The organism is Sphingomonas sp. M1A8_2b, assembly GCF_053345535.1.
The window spans coordinates 197,779-215,189 of sequence record NZ_JBKFAH010000002.1; the positions used below are offsets into that span (position 1 = coordinate 197,779).

At 67.4% G+C, this 17,411-nt stretch carries 18 protein-coding genes; 8 read left to right on the forward strand and 10 right to left on the reverse strand.

Going from position 1 to position 17,411, the window contains the following annotated elements; genetic code table 11:
- Positions 1 to 99: 99 nt before the first annotated feature.
- From ilvN to miaA, 3 genes are all read right to left on the reverse strand, one after another.
- Positions 100 to 615, reverse strand: coding sequence for an acetolactate synthase small subunit (gene ilvN / locus ACLBWL_RS09215; protein ID WP_056048113.1), 516 nt, complete (start codon positions 613 to 615; stop codon positions 100 to 102).
- 137 nt (positions 616 to 752) lie between these two features.
- The gene (locus ACLBWL_RS09220; RefSeq protein ID WP_447792347.1) at positions 753 to 2,501 is read right to left on the reverse strand and encodes an acetolactate synthase 3 large subunit; all 1,749 of its coding nucleotides are present in this window, start codon (positions 2,499 to 2,501) and stop codon (positions 753 to 755) included.
- A gap of 82 nt (positions 2,502 to 2,583) precedes the next feature.
- A complete protein-coding gene (gene miaA, locus ACLBWL_RS09225) occupies positions 2,584 to 3,525 on the reverse strand; it encodes a tRNA (adenosine(37)-N6)-dimethylallyltransferase MiaA (RefSeq protein ID WP_447792349.1) in 942 nt (313 codons plus the stop codon).
- Here miaA and serB point away from each other — a divergent pair.
- On the forward strand, positions 3,524 to 4,405 hold the full coding sequence (gene serB, locus ACLBWL_RS09230; RefSeq protein WP_447792351.1) for a phosphoserine phosphatase SerB: 882 nt from the start codon (positions 3,524 to 3,526) through the stop codon (positions 4,403 to 4,405). The genes miaA and serB overlap by 2 nt on opposite strands.
- Before the next feature lie 146 nt (positions 4,406 to 4,551).
- Here serB and ACLBWL_RS09235 read toward each other — a convergent pair whose 3' ends face one another.
- From ACLBWL_RS09235 to ACLBWL_RS09245, 3 genes are all read right to left on the reverse strand, one after another.
- The gene (locus ACLBWL_RS09235; RefSeq protein ID WP_447792353.1) at positions 4,552 to 5,037 is read right to left on the reverse strand and encodes a hypothetical protein; all 486 of its coding nucleotides are present in this window, start codon (positions 5,035 to 5,037) and stop codon (positions 4,552 to 4,554) included.
- A 69-nt stretch (positions 5,038 to 5,106) separates the two neighbouring features.
- Complete coding sequence (locus ACLBWL_RS09240) at positions 5,107 to 5,316, reverse strand: hypothetical protein (RefSeq protein WP_447792355.1); 210 nt, start codon at positions 5,314 to 5,316, stop codon at positions 5,107 to 5,109.
- Positions 5,317 to 5,338: 22 nt separating this feature from the next.
- On the reverse strand, positions 5,339 to 6,451 hold the full coding sequence (locus ACLBWL_RS09245; RefSeq protein WP_447792357.1) for an SPOR domain-containing protein: 1,113 nt from the start codon (positions 6,449 to 6,451) through the stop codon (positions 5,339 to 5,341).
- Between the two features lie 187 nt (positions 6,452 to 6,638).
- On the opposite strand from ACLBWL_RS09245, the gene ACLBWL_RS09250 reads away from it, so the two are divergent.
- The 3 genes from ACLBWL_RS09250 to ACLBWL_RS09260 are packed head-to-tail and all read left to right on the forward strand — an operon-like array spanning position 6,639 to position 9,166.
- The gene (locus ACLBWL_RS09250) at positions 6,639 to 7,343 is read left to right on the forward strand and encodes an AAA family ATPase (RefSeq protein ID WP_447792359.1); all 705 of its coding nucleotides are present in this window, start codon (positions 6,639 to 6,641) and stop codon (positions 7,341 to 7,343) included.
- 4 nt (positions 7,344 to 7,347) lie between these two features.
- On the forward strand, positions 7,348 to 7,839 hold the full coding sequence (locus tag ACLBWL_RS09255; RefSeq protein WP_447792361.1) for a hypothetical protein: 492 nt from the start codon (positions 7,348 to 7,350) through the stop codon (positions 7,837 to 7,839).
- A gap of 16 nt (positions 7,840 to 7,855) precedes the next feature.
- Positions 7,856 to 9,166 (forward strand): SPOR domain-containing protein, encoded by a 1,311-nt coding sequence (locus ACLBWL_RS09260; protein ID WP_447792363.1) that lies wholly within the window; start codon positions 7,856 to 7,858, stop codon positions 9,164 to 9,166.
- Positions 9,167 to 9,168: 2 nt separating this feature from the next.
- Here the strand turns inward: ACLBWL_RS09260 and ACLBWL_RS09265 are convergent, their stop codons facing one another.
- The 4 genes from ACLBWL_RS09265 to ACLBWL_RS09280 form a co-directional block, all read right to left on the reverse strand.
- Positions 9,169 to 10,389 carry a dihydroorotase gene (locus ACLBWL_RS09265; RefSeq protein WP_447792365.1) on the reverse strand — a complete coding sequence of 407 codons (1,221 nt, stop codon included), beginning with the start codon at positions 10,387 to 10,389 and terminating at the stop codon, positions 9,169 to 9,171.
- Entirely contained in the window at positions 10,386 to 11,372 is a 987-nt protein-coding gene (locus ACLBWL_RS09270; protein ID WP_447792367.1) for an aspartate carbamoyltransferase catalytic subunit, read from the reverse strand. Before ACLBWL_RS09270 ends, ACLBWL_RS09265 begins: the two co-directional genes overlap by 4 nt.
- Before the next feature lie 198 nt (positions 11,373 to 11,570).
- The gene (ruvX, locus tag ACLBWL_RS09275; RefSeq protein ID WP_447792369.1) at positions 11,571 to 12,038 is read right to left on the reverse strand and encodes a Holliday junction resolvase RuvX; all 468 of its coding nucleotides are present in this window, start codon (positions 12,036 to 12,038) and stop codon (positions 11,571 to 11,573) included.
- Entirely contained in the window at positions 12,035 to 13,144 is a 1,110-nt protein-coding gene (locus ACLBWL_RS09280) for a DUF3089 domain-containing protein (RefSeq protein WP_447792371.1), read from the reverse strand. The genes ruvX and ACLBWL_RS09280 overlap by 4 nt, the downstream gene beginning before the upstream one ends.
- Positions 13,145 to 13,417: 273 nt before the next feature.
- Between ACLBWL_RS09280 and gatC the strand changes: the two genes are divergently transcribed.
- From gatC to gatB, 4 genes are read left to right on the forward strand one after another with little or no spacing between them, the layout of a single operon-like run.
- A complete protein-coding gene (gatC, locus tag ACLBWL_RS09285; protein ID WP_447792373.1) occupies positions 13,418 to 13,720 on the forward strand; it encodes an Asp-tRNA(Asn)/Glu-tRNA(Gln) amidotransferase subunit GatC in 303 nt (100 codons plus the stop codon).
- A 58-nt stretch (positions 13,721 to 13,778) separates the two neighbouring features.
- Entirely contained in the window at positions 13,779 to 15,263 is a 1,485-nt protein-coding gene (gatA, locus tag ACLBWL_RS09290) for an Asp-tRNA(Asn)/Glu-tRNA(Gln) amidotransferase subunit GatA (RefSeq protein ID WP_447792374.1), read from the forward strand.
- Positions 15,257 to 15,673, forward strand: a complete 417-nt coding sequence (locus tag ACLBWL_RS09295; protein WP_447792376.1) for a hypothetical protein — start codon at positions 15,257 to 15,259, stop codon at positions 15,671 to 15,673. Before gatA ends, ACLBWL_RS09295 begins: the two co-directional genes overlap by 7 nt.
- Positions 15,670 to 17,151 (forward strand): Asp-tRNA(Asn)/Glu-tRNA(Gln) amidotransferase subunit GatB, encoded by a 1,482-nt coding sequence (gene gatB / locus ACLBWL_RS09300; protein ID WP_447792378.1) that lies wholly within the window; start codon positions 15,670 to 15,672, stop codon positions 17,149 to 17,151. Before ACLBWL_RS09295 ends, gatB begins: the two co-directional genes overlap by 4 nt.
- Positions 17,152 to 17,411 lie beyond the last annotated feature (260 nt).

Below are 17,411 nucleotides of genomic sequence, written 5' to 3' on the forward strand. Positions count from 1 at the left end.
TTCCTTCTTTCGTCATTCCGGCGGACGCCGGAACCCAGAGTTCCAGGCGGCGCCGATTGTGGCTCTGGATCCTGACGTTCGTCAGGATGACGCAGTAATTCAGGCCGGCTCTTTGCCGCGGGCGATCGCGACGATGCCGGTTCGGGCGACTTCGATCAGACCGACTTCACCCATGAGTTCGACGAACTTGTCGATCTTGTCGATCCCGCCGGTCACCTCGAACACGAAGCTCGACGTCGTCGCATCGACCACACGCGCCCGGTAGACGTCGGCGAGGCGCAGCGCTTCGATTCGGTGGTCGCCGGTGCCGCGGACCTTCACCAGCGCAAGCTCGCGTTCGACGTGTGCGCCCTGGGCGGTGAGGTCGGTAACCTTGTGCACCGGCACCAGCCGGTCGAGCTGCGCGATGATCTGCTCCATCGTCGCCGGCGACGCGCTGGTGACGATGGTGATCCGGCTGACCGACTTGTCCGCGGTGATCTCGCTCACCGTCAGGCTCTCGATATTATAGCCGCGCGCGGTGAACAGGCCGGCGATCCTGGCGAGGATGCCCGGTTCGTTGTCGACGATGACGGCGAGCGTGTGCCGCTCGGCCTTTTCCTGGGAAATGTGCATGGTTTCTTACTCTCCCCTTCCGCTTGCGGGAGGGGTCGGGGGAGGGGAGGCGAGGGCTGACGACGACGTGGTCATCAGGCCCTCCCCTAACCCCTCCCGCAGGCGGGAGGGGAATTCTGTAGCGATTGGGGCTGCCATCACACCAGCGCCTTCGCTTCGTCGTCCATCGTGCCGGACACTTCGTTCGCCTGCAGGATCATGTCGGTATGCGCCGCCCCCGACGGGATCATCGGGAAGCAGTTGGTCAGCTGCGACACGCGGCAATCGACGATCACCGGGCCGTCATACGCCAGCATCTCGGCGATCCCGCCGTCGAGCTGGTCGCGCGTCTCGATCAGGATGCCCTTCCAGCCATAGGCCTCGCCGAGCTTCACGAAATCGGGCAGCGAATCCGAATAGCTCTCGGCATAGCGGCTCTCATAGGTGAGCTCCTGCCACTGGCGGACCATGCCCATATACTGGTTGTTGAGGATGAAGATCTTCACCGGCAACCGGTATTGCGACGCGGTCGCCAGCTCCTGGATGTTCATCTGGATCGACGCCTCGCCGGCGATGTCGATCACCAGCGCGTTCGGGTTGCCGAGCTGCGCGCCGATCGCGGCGGGCAGGCCATACCCCATCGTGCCGAGACCGCCGCTGGTCAGCCACTTGTTCGGCTTCTCGAACCCGAAATGCTGTGCGGCCCACATCTGGTGCTGGCCGACCTCGGTCGTGATGATCGGCGAACGCGCGTGCGTCGCATCGAACAGCGCCCGGATCGCGCGCTGCGGCATGATCTCGTTCGGATCGTTCTCGGGGAAATCGAGACACTTCACCGCGCGCCAGCCAGCGATGCGACGCTGCCAGTCGGTCGTGTCGGGCTTGGGATGCTGGCGGCTCTTCCAGATCCGCACCATGTCTTCCAGCGCATGGCCGACGTCCGCGATGATCCCGAGATCGACGCGCACGGTCTTGTTCACCGACGAGCGATCGATGTCGACATGCACCTTCCGCGAATTGGGGCTGAACGCATCCAGCCGTCCCGTCACGCGGTCGTCGAAGCGCGAGCCGAGCGCGACGACGAGGTCGGCCTGGTTCATCGCCATGTTGGCCTCGTACGTGCCGTGCATCCCGAGCATGCCGAGCCACTGAGGGCCGGACGCGGGATAGGCGCCGAGGCCCATCAGCGTCGACGTCACCGGCGCGCCGGTGATGCGGACGAGTTCGCACAGCAACTGGCTTGCGGCCGGACCCGAATTGATGATGCCGCCGCCGGTATACAGGATCGGACGTTCGGCCGCGGCGAGCATGTCGACGAGCTGCTCGATCTGCGACTGGTCGGCCTTCACCTGCGGGCGATAGGTCTTGTGCTGGATTGGCCCCGGCTTCTTGTAGCGGGCGGTCGCGACCTGCACGTCCTTGGGGATGTCGACGACCACAGGGCCGGGACGCCCCGAGGTGGCGATGTGGAACGCCTCGTGGATCACGTCACCCAGGCGGGCGGGGTCCTTCACGAGATAATTATGCTTCGAGCAATGGCGCGTGATGCCGACGGTATCGGCCTCCTGGAACGCGTCGGTGCCGATCAGCGCGGTCGGCACCTGGCCGGTGATCACGACCATCGGGATCGAATCCATCAGCGCGTCGGTGATCCCGGTGACCGCGTTGGTCGCGCCCGGGCCCGAGGTGACGAGCACAACGCCCGGCTTGCCGGTCGAGCGCGCATAGCCTTCCGCGGCATGCGTCGCGGCCTGTTCGTGGCGCACCAGAATGTGCTTGATCCGACCGCTGCGAAACAGCGCGTCGTAGATCGGCAGCACGGCACCACCCGGATAGCCGAAGACGACCTCCACGCCGAGATCGCACAGCGCCTCGATCAGGATATCGGCTCCACTCTTCTCGGTCATTTCATATCATCCTTTGCGAGACCGCTGCCTTTAGCGTCTCGTGGTGGGGCCGGCTACCGATATAAAAGATGCGTGTCAAACATCATTTGAGCAATATAGTTTCAAATTGCTGCAGGCGCGTCGGCAGGTCGAGCGCTTCGATGCGGGGCCAGGCGGCGGGTGGCTGATGTCGGAGCCACGTATATTGGCGCTTGGCGTAACGCCGCGTGGCGAGCGATCCGGCGGCGATGGCGTCGGGTTTCGAGGTCTCGCCGCGGACGAGCGCGGCGATCTCGGGCACGCCGATCGCGCGGCGGATCGGGGCGTCCTGTGGGATGTCGGTGCGGGCGAGAAGTGCGGCGATTTCCTCGCGGCTGGTGTCGGCCATTTCGGCGAAGCGCTGGTCGATGCGCGCGTTGAGCCAGTCGCGGTCGGGGATCAGGATCAGCGCGCGGACGTCGATCGTATCGCCGATCCCGCCGACCTTCTCCGTCTGCCAGTCGGCGAGCGTGCGTCCGGTACCGCGGACGACTTCGAGCGCGCGGGCGACGCGCGTGGTGTCGGCTGCGTTCAGTTTCTGGGTGGCCTGCGGGTCGAGCTGCGCGAGCGTGGCGTACGCTTCAGCGACAGGGAGGGCACGGACTTGCTCGCGAAGGATTGGGTCGATCGCGGGGACGGGCGCGATACCGTCGAGCAAGGTGCGGATGTAGAGCCCGGTGCCGCCGACCAGGATTGGAAGCTTCCCCTCGACCAGCGCGTCACGGATCGCCCGTGTCGCCTCGGCAGCCCAGCGCGCGGCGGAGTAGGTAGCGTCGGCGGCATCCACGTGACCGAATAGCCGGTGCGGGGCGCCCGCCTCCTCCTCCGCGGATGGGCGCGCGGTGAGGATGCGGAGGTCGGCATAGACTTGGGCCGAATCGGCATTGATTACGACGCCCCGGTGGTTGGCGGCGACGGCCAGCGCCAGCGCGGACTTGCCGCTCGCGGTCGGCCCTGCGATGAGCGCGACCTTCGGCAGCGCGCCCGGTGGTTTGGAGTACGGCATGTTCACGGCAACGCTTATAGCCTCCGCCACGCTGACCGCGGGCGATATTTCGACCGCGATGGACCGGTTGCGCGACGCGGGCTGCGCGCCTGGCGTCAGCGGCTGGATCGACGAGGGCGAGGCCGCCGACCTGATCTTTGGGTTGGCGCCCGATGCGGCGCGGGCTGCGCTCGAGGGTGCGTTCGCCGCAACCGACGTGATCGTGCAGTCGAGCCTGACGCGGACCAAGACGCTGCTGGTCGCCGATATGGACTCCACCATGATCACCGTCGAATGCATCGACGAACTCGCCGACTACGCCGGCATCAAGCCGCAGATCGCCGAGATCACCGAACGCGCCATGCGCGGCGAACTCGATTTCGAGGCGGCGCTCGACGCACGCGTGGCGCTGCTAAAGGGGCTGGCCGAGAGCGACATCGAGCGCTGTCTCGCGGAGCGGGTGAAGATCATGCCCGGCGCGAAGGCGCTGGTGCGGACGATGCGGTCGCGCGGGGCGCTGGCGGTGCTGGTATCAGGCGGCTTCACGCGGTTCGCAGACCCGGTCGCAAAGGACATCGGCTTCGACCGCGCGATCGCCAACGTACTGGAGATCGAGCGCGGCGTGCTGACGGGGACGGTGACCAAGCCGATCGTCGGGTCGAACACGAAGCTGACGACGCTCTCGGAGGCGATCGTCGAGCGGGGGATGGGCGTGGACGAGTCGCTCGCGGTCGGCGACGGCGCGAACGACCTTGCGATGATCGAGGCGGCGGGGCTGGGGGTCGCGTATCACGCGAAACCGATCGTCGCGGCGGCGGCGGCGGCGCGGATCGATCACGGCGATCTGACGGGACTACTCTACGCACAGGGGATCCCGAAGCAGAATTGGGTGCTGGACTAGCCCCCTCGCGATCCTCCCCCGCCAGGGGGGGGGCGCCGAAGGCGACGGAGGGGGAGGACACGGGACCGAGGTCATTGCTTACTTCCCCCTCCGTCTGGCAAGTGCCAGCCACCTCCCCCTGGCGGGGGAGGATTAGACACGTCGCATCAGCCCTTCGCGAGCGGCGTCCCGCTGGCCGCGCACACATACGTCGCCAGTTCCTCGCGCAGCGGCAACCCCTTGATCGGCCGCAGCGGGCCGTCGTTGGCGATGTCGGTTTCGACCAGCGCGCGGTTCGGCCCGACGCCGAGGACATGGAACAACCGCTTCTCGCAATCGGTTTCGGTGCGCGCATAGGCGACCTTGCCGTCATGCTCCTGCCGCAGGATCGCGATGATCGTGCCGCCGACCGCCTTGCGCTCGCGCAACAGGAAATGCCGCGACGTCGGATCGGACGGGGTCGGGATCAGCCGCCCCTTGACCGTCAACTGCTCGGGCTTGGGAACCGCGACATCGGTTTCGGCGAGATTGCGTAGCGAGACACCGTTCTCCGGCATCGTGTCGTTGGCCGTGTCGTTGGCAGGCTGCTGTCCAGAACACGCGGACAGCAGCGTTGCGCCGGCGAGTGCCAGCGCCAAGGTCTTCGAAATCATACATCTTGCTCCCGGTCGATGTCGAAGCGAAACGACCGGTTCGGACTTTTGATCCCGCAGTGAGTGCCCTCAACCGGGTCTTTTGTCGACCGTGCGGCGATCTGCCTTGCCGACGGGGTGGACGGGGGCGGGCGTGCAGACGCGCTGGATCGGCTGGCAGGCGATGCCGACCAACGAACACCCTTTCGGGCTCCCGGCGGTCGGGCAGGCGCGGCATTGCTGCTTCGTCCCGGTGCAGGCCGGCGGCGACGCGAGCAGTGCGAGGGTCAGGAACAGCATCGGTGCATCCCCATCGTAGACATTACGGCGCGACGATCACGCACGGTACGCCCGCCGATGCGCAGGCGCGGGTCGCGTCGGCCTTCGAGGCGAAGCCGCCGGCCTGGAGACGCGTGACGCTGCCGGCCTTCGGGTAAAACGGTTGCGCACCGCGGAGCTTGCCGCGAACCTGGTTCCACAGCGTCTCTGCATTGCCCTGGTCGCGGAACGCCCCGAGTTGCACGCGCCAGTTGCCGGTCGGACGAGCGGCGACGGCCTTGGGCGCAGGCGTCGGCTTGACCGCACTGCGTTTGGCGGCTTCGGACGCAGTGCGTTCGGGCTTTGCTGGCGGCGGTGTCGCCGCGACAGCGCCGCGCACCGGCGCGGGAACGCGTGCTGGCAGCGAACTGCCCGGCAGCGAACTGGCGGGCAGCTTCGCAGGACGCGGCGGGGCCGACGGACGCGCGGCCGGCACGGTGGCGTTGGCCACCGTCGCCCCCGACGTTGTCGACGAAGCCGGCGACGCCTGCGCCTGCAACGCGTAATGCTGGGCGAGCGCGGTACCCTTCTCGCGGTCGGCGGGCGAGATGTACTGGTCCATCTGCGTCAGCGTCTGCGAGGCGGACTGCAACCCGGATGCGGAGGCGCGGCTCATCAACGCATAGGCGCGCGGATAGTCCCGCGTCACGCCGTCGCCGTTGAACAGCATCGTCCCCAGCACGAGCTGCGTCCGGGGTTCGCCGCGCGCCGCCGATTTCTCGAGCCACGGCAGCGCCTCGGTCTTCTTGCCCGACTGGAACAGCGCGAGGCCGTAATTGTCTTCGGCCTGGAGATGCCCCTGCATCGCCGCCTTGCGGAACCAGCTTTCGGCCAGCGGCAGGTCGAGCGGCACGCCGCGCCCGAGCTTGTACGCCTGTGCCAGGTTGAACTGCGCATCGGGATCGCCGGCGATCGCGAGCGGCCGCCAGACACCGACCGCACGGGGAAAGTCGCCCTTCGCCCAGGCATCGACGCCAGCTTTCACGTCGGCTCCCGCCTTGACGTCGGCGCCCGCGGGCACGGCCGCCAGCGCACTACCCGCCATAAGCATGCCGCTCGCCGCCGCCATGCTGCCCAGCGCTACCGCACCCCAGAATCGTCCGCGCCCAGCCTTCATCGGTCAACCTCTTCTCAACGTGTCGTCACCATGCCGTCGTTCGTCTGGCAAGGGAAGGCGGACAAGGATTTAGCCATCTTGCTCGCACCGATCTCCAGCCGCCGGATCGCGGTTTATGAAGCCGCATTAACCTATTCTTAGACCCGCACGTGGCATTCCCCGGTCAACTAAAGGGGTTCGGGGATTTATGCGCGTTTTGGCGTTCGCATCGCAGAAAGGGGGATCGGGCAAGACCACCCTGACGGGCCATCTCGCGGTCCAGGCGGAGCGTGCCGGGCATGGTCCCGTCGTGCTGATCGATATCGATCCGCAGGCATCGCTGGCGGACTGGTGGAACGAGCGCGTCGCCGACGAACCCGCTTTCGCACAGACGACCGTCGCGCGGCTTGCCGCCGATCTCGAAATCCTCCGCCAGCAGGGCTTCAAGCTGGCGATGATCGATACGCCGCCGGCGATCACGATGGCGATCCAGAGCGTCATTCAGGTCGCCGAACTCATCGTCGTCCCGACTCGCCCGAGCCCGCACGATCTGCGCGCGGTCGGCGCGACCGTCGACATGTGCGCGCGCGCCGGCAAGCCGCTGATCTTCGTCGTCAACGCCGCCACGCCGAAAGCGCGGATCACCGCCGATGCGGCGCTGGCGCTGTCGCAGCACGGCACGGTCGCCCCGGTCATCATCCACCAACGCACCGATTTCGCGGCGTCGATGATCGATGGCCGGACGGTGATGGAGGTCGATCCGAAAAGCCGCTCGACCGCTGAGATCGAAGCCCTGTGGACCTATGTCTGCGACCGGCTCGAAAAGAATTTCCGGCGCACCGTCTTCGCGGTGCCGTCGGCCGCTGCAAACCGTCCGGCTGCCGGGGGCTTCGGCCGCCGGATCGTGGGCTGACGCGATGACCAATCCCAAACCTATGGCGTCTTTGTCGCCGTCGCTGCTGGCGCGCAAGGGCACTGCCCGGCCCGCCATGCGAACCCAGGATCTGACCGAGGCGGCCCAGACCGAGCCCACCGAGGATCTAGGCTGGAACGACATGGGCGTCGGCACGGGATTGCGCCCGGCCCGCGACGCGGTGCCGCCGGTACTGATCGAACGCGGCGCGCTCGAGACCGAACTCGAACAGCGCACCGTCGCGGCAACCTCGGTGTCGCTTGCGGCCGCGACCCGGATCGGGCGCGAGGCCGCCCAGAAGACGAGCGGCACGAAGGCGGCGTTCACGCTGCGGCTCGACGCCGATCGGCACCTCCGGCTGCGACTGGCGAGTGCCGTCACCAAAACCTCGTCGCAGAATCTGGTCATCCAGGCGCTCGACGAATTTCTGCGGCGCCTGCCCGAGGTCGATGCGCTCGTCGCGCAGCTGCCGCGCGCAAAGCCCCGCAAACGATAGAACAGGGATTTTCCCGATGAAGACGCATGCACTATTCGTTGGCGGGTTGACCGCTCTTCTGCTCGGCGGAACGATGGTCGGTTGCGCAGCCAATGGTGGCAACGTGGCCTCGGCAAGCGATCGCAGCAACGCGCTGGCGGCCAAAGATGCGGCCGGCGATGCAGGCAGGGCGCAGACCGCGCTGGCCAGCCGCAACGGCGCGGCGGCGGTGGGATACGCCGAACGCGCAGTGGCGCTGATGCCGCAATCGGCCGGCTACCGCCTGCTGCTCGGGCAGAGCTATCTCCAGGCGGGCCGTTTTACATCCGCGGCCCACGCCTTTGCCGATACGCTTCAGCTGTCGCCCGCCAATGGAAAAGCCGCGTTGAACCTTGCCCTGTCGCAGATCGCGACGGGCGACTGGCAGACGGCGCGCCGCACTTTGGAGGCCAACGCAGCGATCATCCCGGCGAGCGATCGCGGGTTGGCAATGTCGCTGGCGGGCGACACGGCGGGCGGCATCGCGGTCCTGACCGAGGTCGCGCGGTCGCCTCAGACGAGCGCGAAGGTCCGGCAGAACCTCGCCTTGAGCTTGGCGCTGGCGGGTCAGTGGCAGTCGGCGCGCGTCGCGGCGGCGGCGGACATGGCGCCGGGCGACGTCGATGCGCGGCTCGAGCAATGGGCGGCCTTCGCGCAGCCGGCCAAGGCGTCGGATCAGGTCGCCAGCCTGCTCGGCGTGCATGCGGCGGCGGATGCCGGGCAACCCGTCGCGCTCGCGCTGAACACGCCGTCGTCTGCGGCGACCGATGCGCAGGCGTTGGCATCCGTCGACCCGACGGTCGTCGCCGCGCCGTTTGCGGATGCCGCCACTGCCCCGGCATCGGCGGCCGGACATTCGAAGGTCACGTTCGGTCCCTCGCGTGAGGTTGCGCAGGCGTTGCCGCCGATGATGCTGCGCCCGGGCGGTGGTCCGATCAAGGTCGCGGCGTCGCGCGGTATGATGATGGCGGCGGCACCCGCCAGGCCATCGGTCGAGGGGCGGGCTCCCGGCGACTGGTACGTGCAGCTCGGCGCGTTCGAAAGCGCCGGGGTCGCCAGGGATGCATGGGGTCGCGCCTCACGTCGCTTCACGGCATTGGCCAAACATGCCCCGAATGGCATGACCTTCAAGACCGGCGGCGAGGACTATTATCGTCTATCGGTGGGCGGGTTCAGCCGCGCCTCCGCCAATGCGGTATGCCGTCAGTACCGCGCGAAGGGCGGCAATTGTTTCGTCCGTCGCGGCGCCGGCGATGCGATGGCGAAATGGGTGCGCACCGCCGGAACGCAGATGGCCTCGCGGTCCTGAACTCAGCGAACCTCGCGGCCACCCTTCCACAGACGCAGAACGCGACCCTGCACCGGCAATCCATCGAACGGCGTGTTGCCGGCGCTCGCGGCGAACGCTTCCCCGACGATCTGCCACGGCGCCTGTTGGTCGAACAGCATAAGGTCGGCCGGCTTGCCCGCCTCCAGCGTGCCCGTATCGAGCCCCAGGACGCGCGCCGGGTTCCGCGCCAGCAGCGCGAACAGGCGTTCGAGCGTCAGCAACTCGTCGCGCACCAGCATCAGCGATAGTGGAAGCAACGTCTCCGCGCCCGCCATCCCGCTGCTCGAATCGGTGAACGGCAGTCGCTTTTCCTCCGGCCCGCGCGGCTCGTGCGCCGAGCACAGCACGTCGATCGTCCCGTCGGCGATAGCGTCCAGCGCCGCCCGTCGATCGCCCTCGGCACGCAGCGGTGGGGAGAGTAGTGCGAACGACCGGAAATCGCTGACCGCGATCTCCGACAGATGCAGGTGTGCAGGCGTGATCCCGCAGGTCACCGCGACGCCGCGACGCTTTGCCGCGCGGATCAGGTCGAATCCCGCCGCCGTCGTCACCTGACGGATATGGAGACGCGCGCCGGTATCTTCGGCGAGCATCAGGTCGCGCGCGATCGCCAGTGCTTCGGCAACCGCTGGCGCGGCGGGAAGGCCCAGCCGGGTCGCCGTCTCGCCCTCGGTCGCGACCGCGCCAGCGGTGAGCCCGCCATCCTCGGCATGCGCGATCACCGTCACGTCCAGGTCGCGCGCATAGGCCAGCACCCGCCGCATCACACCGCTGTCGGAGATCCAGTGCCTCCCCGTCCCAACCGCTTTCGCGCCGGCCGAAACGCAGATCGCCATCTCGGCGAGGTCATGGCCTTCGAGCCCGCGCGTGGCGGCGGCGATCGGGTGGATCCAGAGGTCGGGCTTGCCGATCAGCGCGGCGCGCTGGACGATGCCGGGGTCGTCCAGCACCGGCGACTGATCGGGCATGAGGCCGATCCGGACGATGCCGCCGGCCCGGAAGGCGGCCCGGTCGACTTTCGCCACGCCGAGATCGACGATCCCCGGCGCCACGGTCTTTCCCGCGCAATCGACGATGTCCGCATCCGACGGGATGTCGACGATCCCGGTCGCGACGATCACGCCGTCGCGGACCAGCACATTGCCCTTCGACAAACCGCCGACCGGGCAGGCGAGCGTCGCGTTGGTAAGCGCCAGTATCATGCCCAATCCTCCACGCCGCGCGCTCTTCGGGTCAGAACGTCGAGGCAGGCCATGCGGACGGCGACCCCCATCTCCACCTGTTCGGTAATCGCCGAGCGGGCATGATCGGCGACGGCGGAGTCGATCTCGACGCCGCGGTTCATCGGGCCGGGGTGCATGACCAGCGCATCGGGCGCGGCCTTCGCCAGCCGGTCGAGTGTCAGCCCGTAGCGCAGCCGGTATTCGCGGGTAGAGGGCACGTACGCACCGTCCATCCGCTCGTTCTGCAAGCGCAGCATCATCACCACGTCCGCACCCTTCAAGGCCTTGTCGAAATCGGTAAACGCGGTGACGCCCATCCGCTCGATCATCGGCGGCATCAGCGTCGACGGCGCGCAAACGCGAACCTCCGCGGCCAGCGCGGTCAGCGCGAGAATGTTCGAGCGCGCGACACGGCTGTGCAGGAGGTCGCCGCAGATCACGACGCGCTGCCCCGCGATCGAGCCTTTCCGCCGCCGGATCGTCAGCGCGTCGAGCAGTGCCTGGGTGGGGTGCTCGTGCCGCCCGTCGCCCGCGTTGAGCACCGGGCAGTCGACCTTGTCGGCTATCAGACGTACCGCGCCCGACGACATGTGCCGTATGACGATCACGTCGGCGCGCATCGCGTTGAGTGTCATCGCGGTGTCGATCAGCGTCTCGCCTTTCTTCACGCTCGACTGTGCGGCGTGCATGTTGACGACGTCGGCGCCGAGCCGCTTGCCGGCGATCTCGAACGACAACAGCGTCCGCGTCGAATTCTCGAAGAACGCGTTGATCTGCGTGAGCCCCGCCAGCCGCTTGTCGGGGGTAGCATGCGTCCGGTTCGCACCGACCCACGTCTCCGCCTCGTCGAGAAGGAACGCGATCTCATGGGGCTGGAGACCGTCGATGCCGGTGAGATGCCGGTGCGGGAAGACGGCGCCGCCTTCGATGAGGGCGGCGGGGCGGTGATCTGAGGTTCGCATTAAAGTTGCGGGATAGTGGCCGCAGGGGCGGGGGGCAAGGCTTTCGAAGGCGCGCGATCCTCCCCCGCAGGGAGGAGGTGGCTGGCGCTTGCCAGACGGAGGGGGAGGTAAGCGACGACCTCGGCTCCGTGTCCTCCCCCTCCGTCACCTTCGGTGCCACCTCCCCCTGGCGGGGGAGGATCGTTGGGGTGACTCGCCTCAGATCCGCGCGGTCACCAGTGCGTCGATCGCGCCCTGGAGGATGTAGGCGGCGGCCATCTTATCGACGAGTTCGGCGCGTTTGGCGCGGCTCGCATCCTGTTCGATCAGCGTGCGGGTGACGGCGACGGTCGACCAGCGTTCGTCCTGGAGCATGATCGGCAGGCCGATGTCCTTGAGGTTCTGCGCAAACGCCCGCGTCGATTGCGAGCGCGGGCTTTCGCTGCCGTCTAGATTGATCGGCAGGCCGATGACGAGGCCGACGACCGCTTGCGCCTTGATGATTTCGGCGAGCGCGGCCTTGTCCTTTTGGAACTTGGTGCGGCGGATCAGCAGAGCAGGGCTCGCAAACGACCAGCCGGCGTCGCAGAGCGCGGTGCCGATCGTCTTGGTGCCGACGTCGAGGCCGATCAGCCGGCCGCCGTTCGGGAGCGCGTCGCGGAAGAGGGCGGGGGATACGGTGATCATTTCTTGAACGCTGCCAGGCGGCGGTTGGCGTCGGCGCGGATGTTCGCCCAGAACAGGCTGTAGTCGTAGACGTGGTAATTGTTGCCGGGCAGCACGTACGGGCCGAGGTTGGGGCCGTCGCCGATCAGCAGGAAGCCGCGGTCGGCGCAGCGGGCCGGAACGCTGCCGATGGCGATCGTCGCGGTCTTGAGATCGGTGGAGGGGACGAGGGTGCCGAGATTGGCGGCGGCGGGCGCGGTCGCGTCGGCGGTGCCGGTCAGCGGGTTGGTGCAGATCATCGGCGTGCCCTTGCGCGGTTGGCCGTTGAAGCCGGCGGTCTTGTCGTAGGTGTCGACGATCAGCGATGGATCGGCGGGCTCGGCAAAGCTTTCCCACGACAGGATGCAACCAGTCTGGTCGGCCGCGCGGCATTCGGAGAGGCCCATCTTCGGCAAGTCTGTTGCGCGGGAAACCGGCCAGCCGACGACATAGGCTGCGACGATCCGCGCCTTCAGCCTCGGGTCGCTGGCGACGCGATCGCGCAGCAGGCGGGTGAGGTGGAGCGCGCCCTGGCTGTGGCCGGCGAGGATGATCGGGCGGGTGGGGCCGGCTTCCTTGAGGAACCGGTCGAACGCGGCGGAGACGTCGCCGTACGCCAGCGCCAGCGCGCGTTCGCTTTCGGTGGCGCTGGTGAGGAACGCGCCGAACGTCGCCTGGCGATAGCGCGGCGCCCAGATGTCGCCGGCTTCGTTGAACGCGCTCGCCTGGCCGCGGAGGAACAACTCTGCCCGCGCATTGGTCTCCGGATCGTCGATCGGCGCGTTCCAATGGTCGCGGTTGATGTACGAGGTCGGGTGGATGAAGAAGATTGCCGCGCCTTTGCCGGGCTTGCCGGGGGTGTAGCCGGGGGGTGTCCAGAGCGCGGGATTGCCGGGCGCATCGGGGCGCGCGAGCCACATGATTTTCCGCGCGTAGATGTTGCGCGGGGCTTCGCGTTGCGCCTTGAACGTCTCGGTCGGCACCATCGCCACGCGCATCAGCTGCGTGCCGAACAGGCGGTAGGCGAGCAAAGCGGCGATCGCGAGGACGATCATCGCGGCGACGAAATAGAGAAACTTGCGGGCCAAGCGGGACCTTCCGTGCAGGCGGTCCGGCTCCCGTGCCGTATGCGGGGGAAGGTTGCAACGGGCTCCCTAACGATGGCCGGGCTCCCTAACGATCCTCCCCCGCCAGGGGGAGGTGGCTGGCACTTGCCAGACGGAGGGGGCGGTAAGGTGGAACCGATGTTCCGTGTCCTCCCCCCTCCGTCGCTTCGCGCCACCTCCCCCTGGCGGGGGAGGATTTCATCTCGGGCGGGAAACATATTGCGCCCCCGCCGCGCCGGGTGCTAGCCGCACGGCATGTCCGTAGATACTGCAACCGTGAAGCGGATCGCGAGCCTTGCGCGCATCGCGATCACCGACGAGGACGCCGCCCGCATGGCGCCGGAACTCGGAAACATCCTTGGCTGGATCGAGATGCTGGGCGAGGTCGATACGACCGGCGTCGAGCCGATGACCGCCGTCATCCCCAACACGCTGCGGCTGCGCGACGACGTCGTCAACGCCGACCCGCTGACCGGCGGCGGCATCCGCGAGCAAATCCTCGCCAACGCGCCCGTGGCCGAACACGGATTCTTCGCCGTGCCCAAGGTGATCGAATGATTACGGCACGTCATCATTCGATCATCCCCGCGCCGGCGGGGATCCAGGAATCAAAAGCATGACCGACCTTACAGATCTCGGAATCGCCGGTATCCGCGACGGCGTCCGCGATGGCAGCTTCAAGGCGCGCGAAGTCGCCGATGCGTTCATCGTAAAGGTGAGCCAGGCCAAGGCGTTGAACGCGTTTCTTGTCGAGACGCCCGAACACGCGATCGCCGCCGCCACTGCTGCCGATACCGCACGCGAAGCCGGCGAGACGCTCAAGCCGCTGGCCGGCGTGCCGATCGGCATGAAGGACCTGTTCTGCACCAAGGGCGTCACGACGACCGCGGCGAGCCACATCCTAGAGGGCTTCACACCGACCTACGAGTCGACGGTCTCGCAGAATTTGTGGGACGCGGGCGCGGGGATGCTCGGCAAGCTGAACATGGACCAGTTCGCGATGGGCTCGTCGAACGAGACCTCCGCGTTCGGCAACGTCATCAGCCCGTGGAAGCGCAACGACGGCGGCAACGCCGCGCTCGCACCCGGCGGCTCGTCGGGCGGTTCGTCGTCGGCAGTCGCCGCGCGGCTCTGCCCCGGCGCGACCGGCACCGACACCGGCGGCTCGATCCGCCAGCCCGCGGCCTTCACCGGCATCAGCGGAATCAAGCCCACCTATGGCCGCTGCTCGCGCTGGGGGACGATCGCGTTCGCGTCGTCGCTGGACCAGGCGGGGCCGATGGCGCGCGACGTTCGCGACTGCGCGATCCTGCTCGAGGCGATGGCCGGGTTCGACGCGAAGGACGGTACCTCGTTGCAGCTCGACGTGCCGAAGTGGGAAGCGGGTTTGTCGGGCAATCTCAACGGCCTGCGCGTCGGCATTCCCAAGGAATATCGCGTCGACGGGATGCCCGAGGAGATCGAGGCGCTATGGCAGCAGGGCATCGACTGGCTGAAGGATGCCGGGGCGACGATCGTCGAGGTCTCGCTTCCGCACACCAAATACGCGCTGCCGGCCTATTACATCATCGCGCCTGCCGAAGCGTCGTCGAACCTCGCACGCTATGACGGCGTCCGCTATGGTATCCGCGATCTGCCGACCGGCGCCGGCCTGCAGGACATGTACGCCGCGACGCGTGCCGACGGCTTCGGCCCCGAGGTGAAGCGCCGCATCATGATCGGCACCTATGTGCTGTCGGCCGGCTTCTACGACGCCTATTATACGCAGGCGCAGAAGGTCCGGACGCTGATCGCGCGCGATTTCGAACGCGCTTGGGAAACATGCGACGTCCTGCTGACGCCGACCGCACCTTCCGCAGCGTTCGCGCTCGGCGAGAAGTCGGCCGATCCGATCGCGATGTATCTGAACGACGTCTTCACCGTGCCGTCGTCGCTCGCCGGATTGCCGGCGATGTCGGTGCCGGGCGGCCTCGACAAGCAGGGGTTGCCGCTCGGGTTGCAGATCATCGGCAAGCCGCTCGACGAGCAGGGCGTGCTGAACGCGGGTCTCGCGATCGAACAGCGGGCCGGGTTCGTCGCCCGGCCGGATGTCTGGTGGTAAGCGACCGCGCCTTCGTCAGCCGCAACACTGCGGTCCTGCGTGAGGCGCAAGCCGCGCTGAATGTCGCCTTCGGGGCGATCCTCAGCGCGTATGTCGGGGTGTCGCTGTCGGAGATCGACAACCACCCGTTCGACCATCACGTGCTTGCGCGGTTCTTCATCGGCATCGCGGTGTTCATCCTGTGCCTGTGCGTCGGCAACAGCGTCATCATGCGGGCGGAATTCCGCCTCGGCGCGATGTTCCTGCTGTTCTCGGCGGTGGCGGGATACTGCGCGCATCACGAGGCGCTGCGGCTCGGCTTCGAGGGCGCGATCCTGCGCGTCCTCGCGGCGACCTGGGTCGTCAGCCTGCTCGGCAGCAACGCGGTGCTGACCGCGATCAACTATATTCATCATCGGAATCGGACATGAGCGACTATCGGATCCAGGGCGAAACCGGCGAGTGGGAGGTCGTGGTCGGCCTCGAAGTCCATGCGCAGGTGACGTCGAACGCCAAGCTCTTCTCGGGCGCGGCGACCGCGTTTGGCGCGGAGCCCAACACGCAGGTGTCGCTCGTCGATGCGGCGATGCCGGGCATGCTGCCGGTCCCGAACCGCGAGTGCATCCGCCAGGCGGTCCGCACGGGCATGGCGATCGAGGCGCAGATCAACACATGGTCGCGGTTCGACCGTAAGAATTACTTCTATGCCGATCTGCCGCAGGGCTATCAGATCAGCCAGCTCTATCATCCGATCGTCGGTGAGGGCGCGATCGACATCAGCCTCGACGAGAAGAACCCGGATGCCGCGGGCAAGCGGATCGGCGTCGAGCGCATCCATGTCGAGCAGGATGCCGGCAAATTGATGCACGACCAGCATCCGACCCAGTCGTACGTCGACCTCAACCGGTCGGGCGTCGCGCTGATGGAGATCGTGTCGAAGCCCGATCTGGCTTCGCCTGCGGAAACAGGGGCTTATCTGCGGAAGCTGCGATCGATCCTGCGCTATGTCGGGTCGTGCGACGGCAACATGGAAGAGGGCTCGATGCGCGCCGACGTCAACGTCAGCGTGCGCAAGCCCGGCGACGAACTGGGCACGCGGACCGAGACGAAGAACGTCAACTCGGTGCGCTTCGTGATGGCGGTGGTCGAGCAGGAGGCCAGGCGCCAGGTCGAGGTGCTCGAAGCCGGCGGCAAGATCCAGCAGGAGACGCGGCTCTACGATCCCGATCGCAACGAGACGCGGTCGATGCGGTCGAAGGAAGACGCGCATGATTACCGCTACTTCCCCGATCCAGACCTGTTGCCGCTGGTGCTCGACGATGCGTTTCTGGCCGAGTGCCGGGCTTCGTTGCCCGAACTGCCGGATGCGAAGCGGGCTCGGTACGAGTCGCTCGGGATCGCGCCGTATCAGGCGGCGGTGCTGACCGCCGAGGTCGAGGCGGCGCGGTGGTTCGATGCGTTGCTCGATGCGGGCGTGAAGCCGGCGGCGGCGGCGAACTGGACGACGTCGGAGCTGTTCGGCGCGCTCAACCGGACGGGTAAGGATATCGAGAACTCGCCGGTGTCGCCGGCGCAGGCGGCGGAACTGCTGGGGCTGATCGCGGACGGCACGCTGTCGGGTAGCCTTGCCAAGCAGGTGTTCGAGGTGATGCTCGAGACCGGCGACGGGGCTGCGAAGGTGGTCGAGGATCGCGGGTTGAAGCAGACCAGCGATACCGGGGCTATCGAGGCTGTGATCGCCGAGGTTATGGCGGCGAACGCGGACAAGGTTGCCGATTACCGCGGCGGCAAGGACAAGCTGTTCGGGTTCTTCGTGGGTCAGACGATGAAGGCGATGGGGGGGAAGGCCAACCCTGCCGTGGTGAACGAGGTGTTGAAGGGGATGCTTGGGGAGTCGGTGGCTTCGTAAAGCTACCGACTTCCTCGCTCTCTCTCCCGCACCTGCTGGTCTCCCGCCCTTTCCGTTCTTCCGCGAACGCGGGAGTCCAGGGTAACGAAACGCAGCGCTGCTTGATTCCTGGGCCCCCGCGTTCGCGAGGGAACAGAAGGGCGGCCATCTCCCCAATCGCCACCACCCCGGCGAAGGCCGGGGCCCAATTGGGGCACGGTGATAACGAGGGGCAGCGCTTCGTTACTGCAACCTTTCCAATTGGGCCCCGGCCTTCGCCG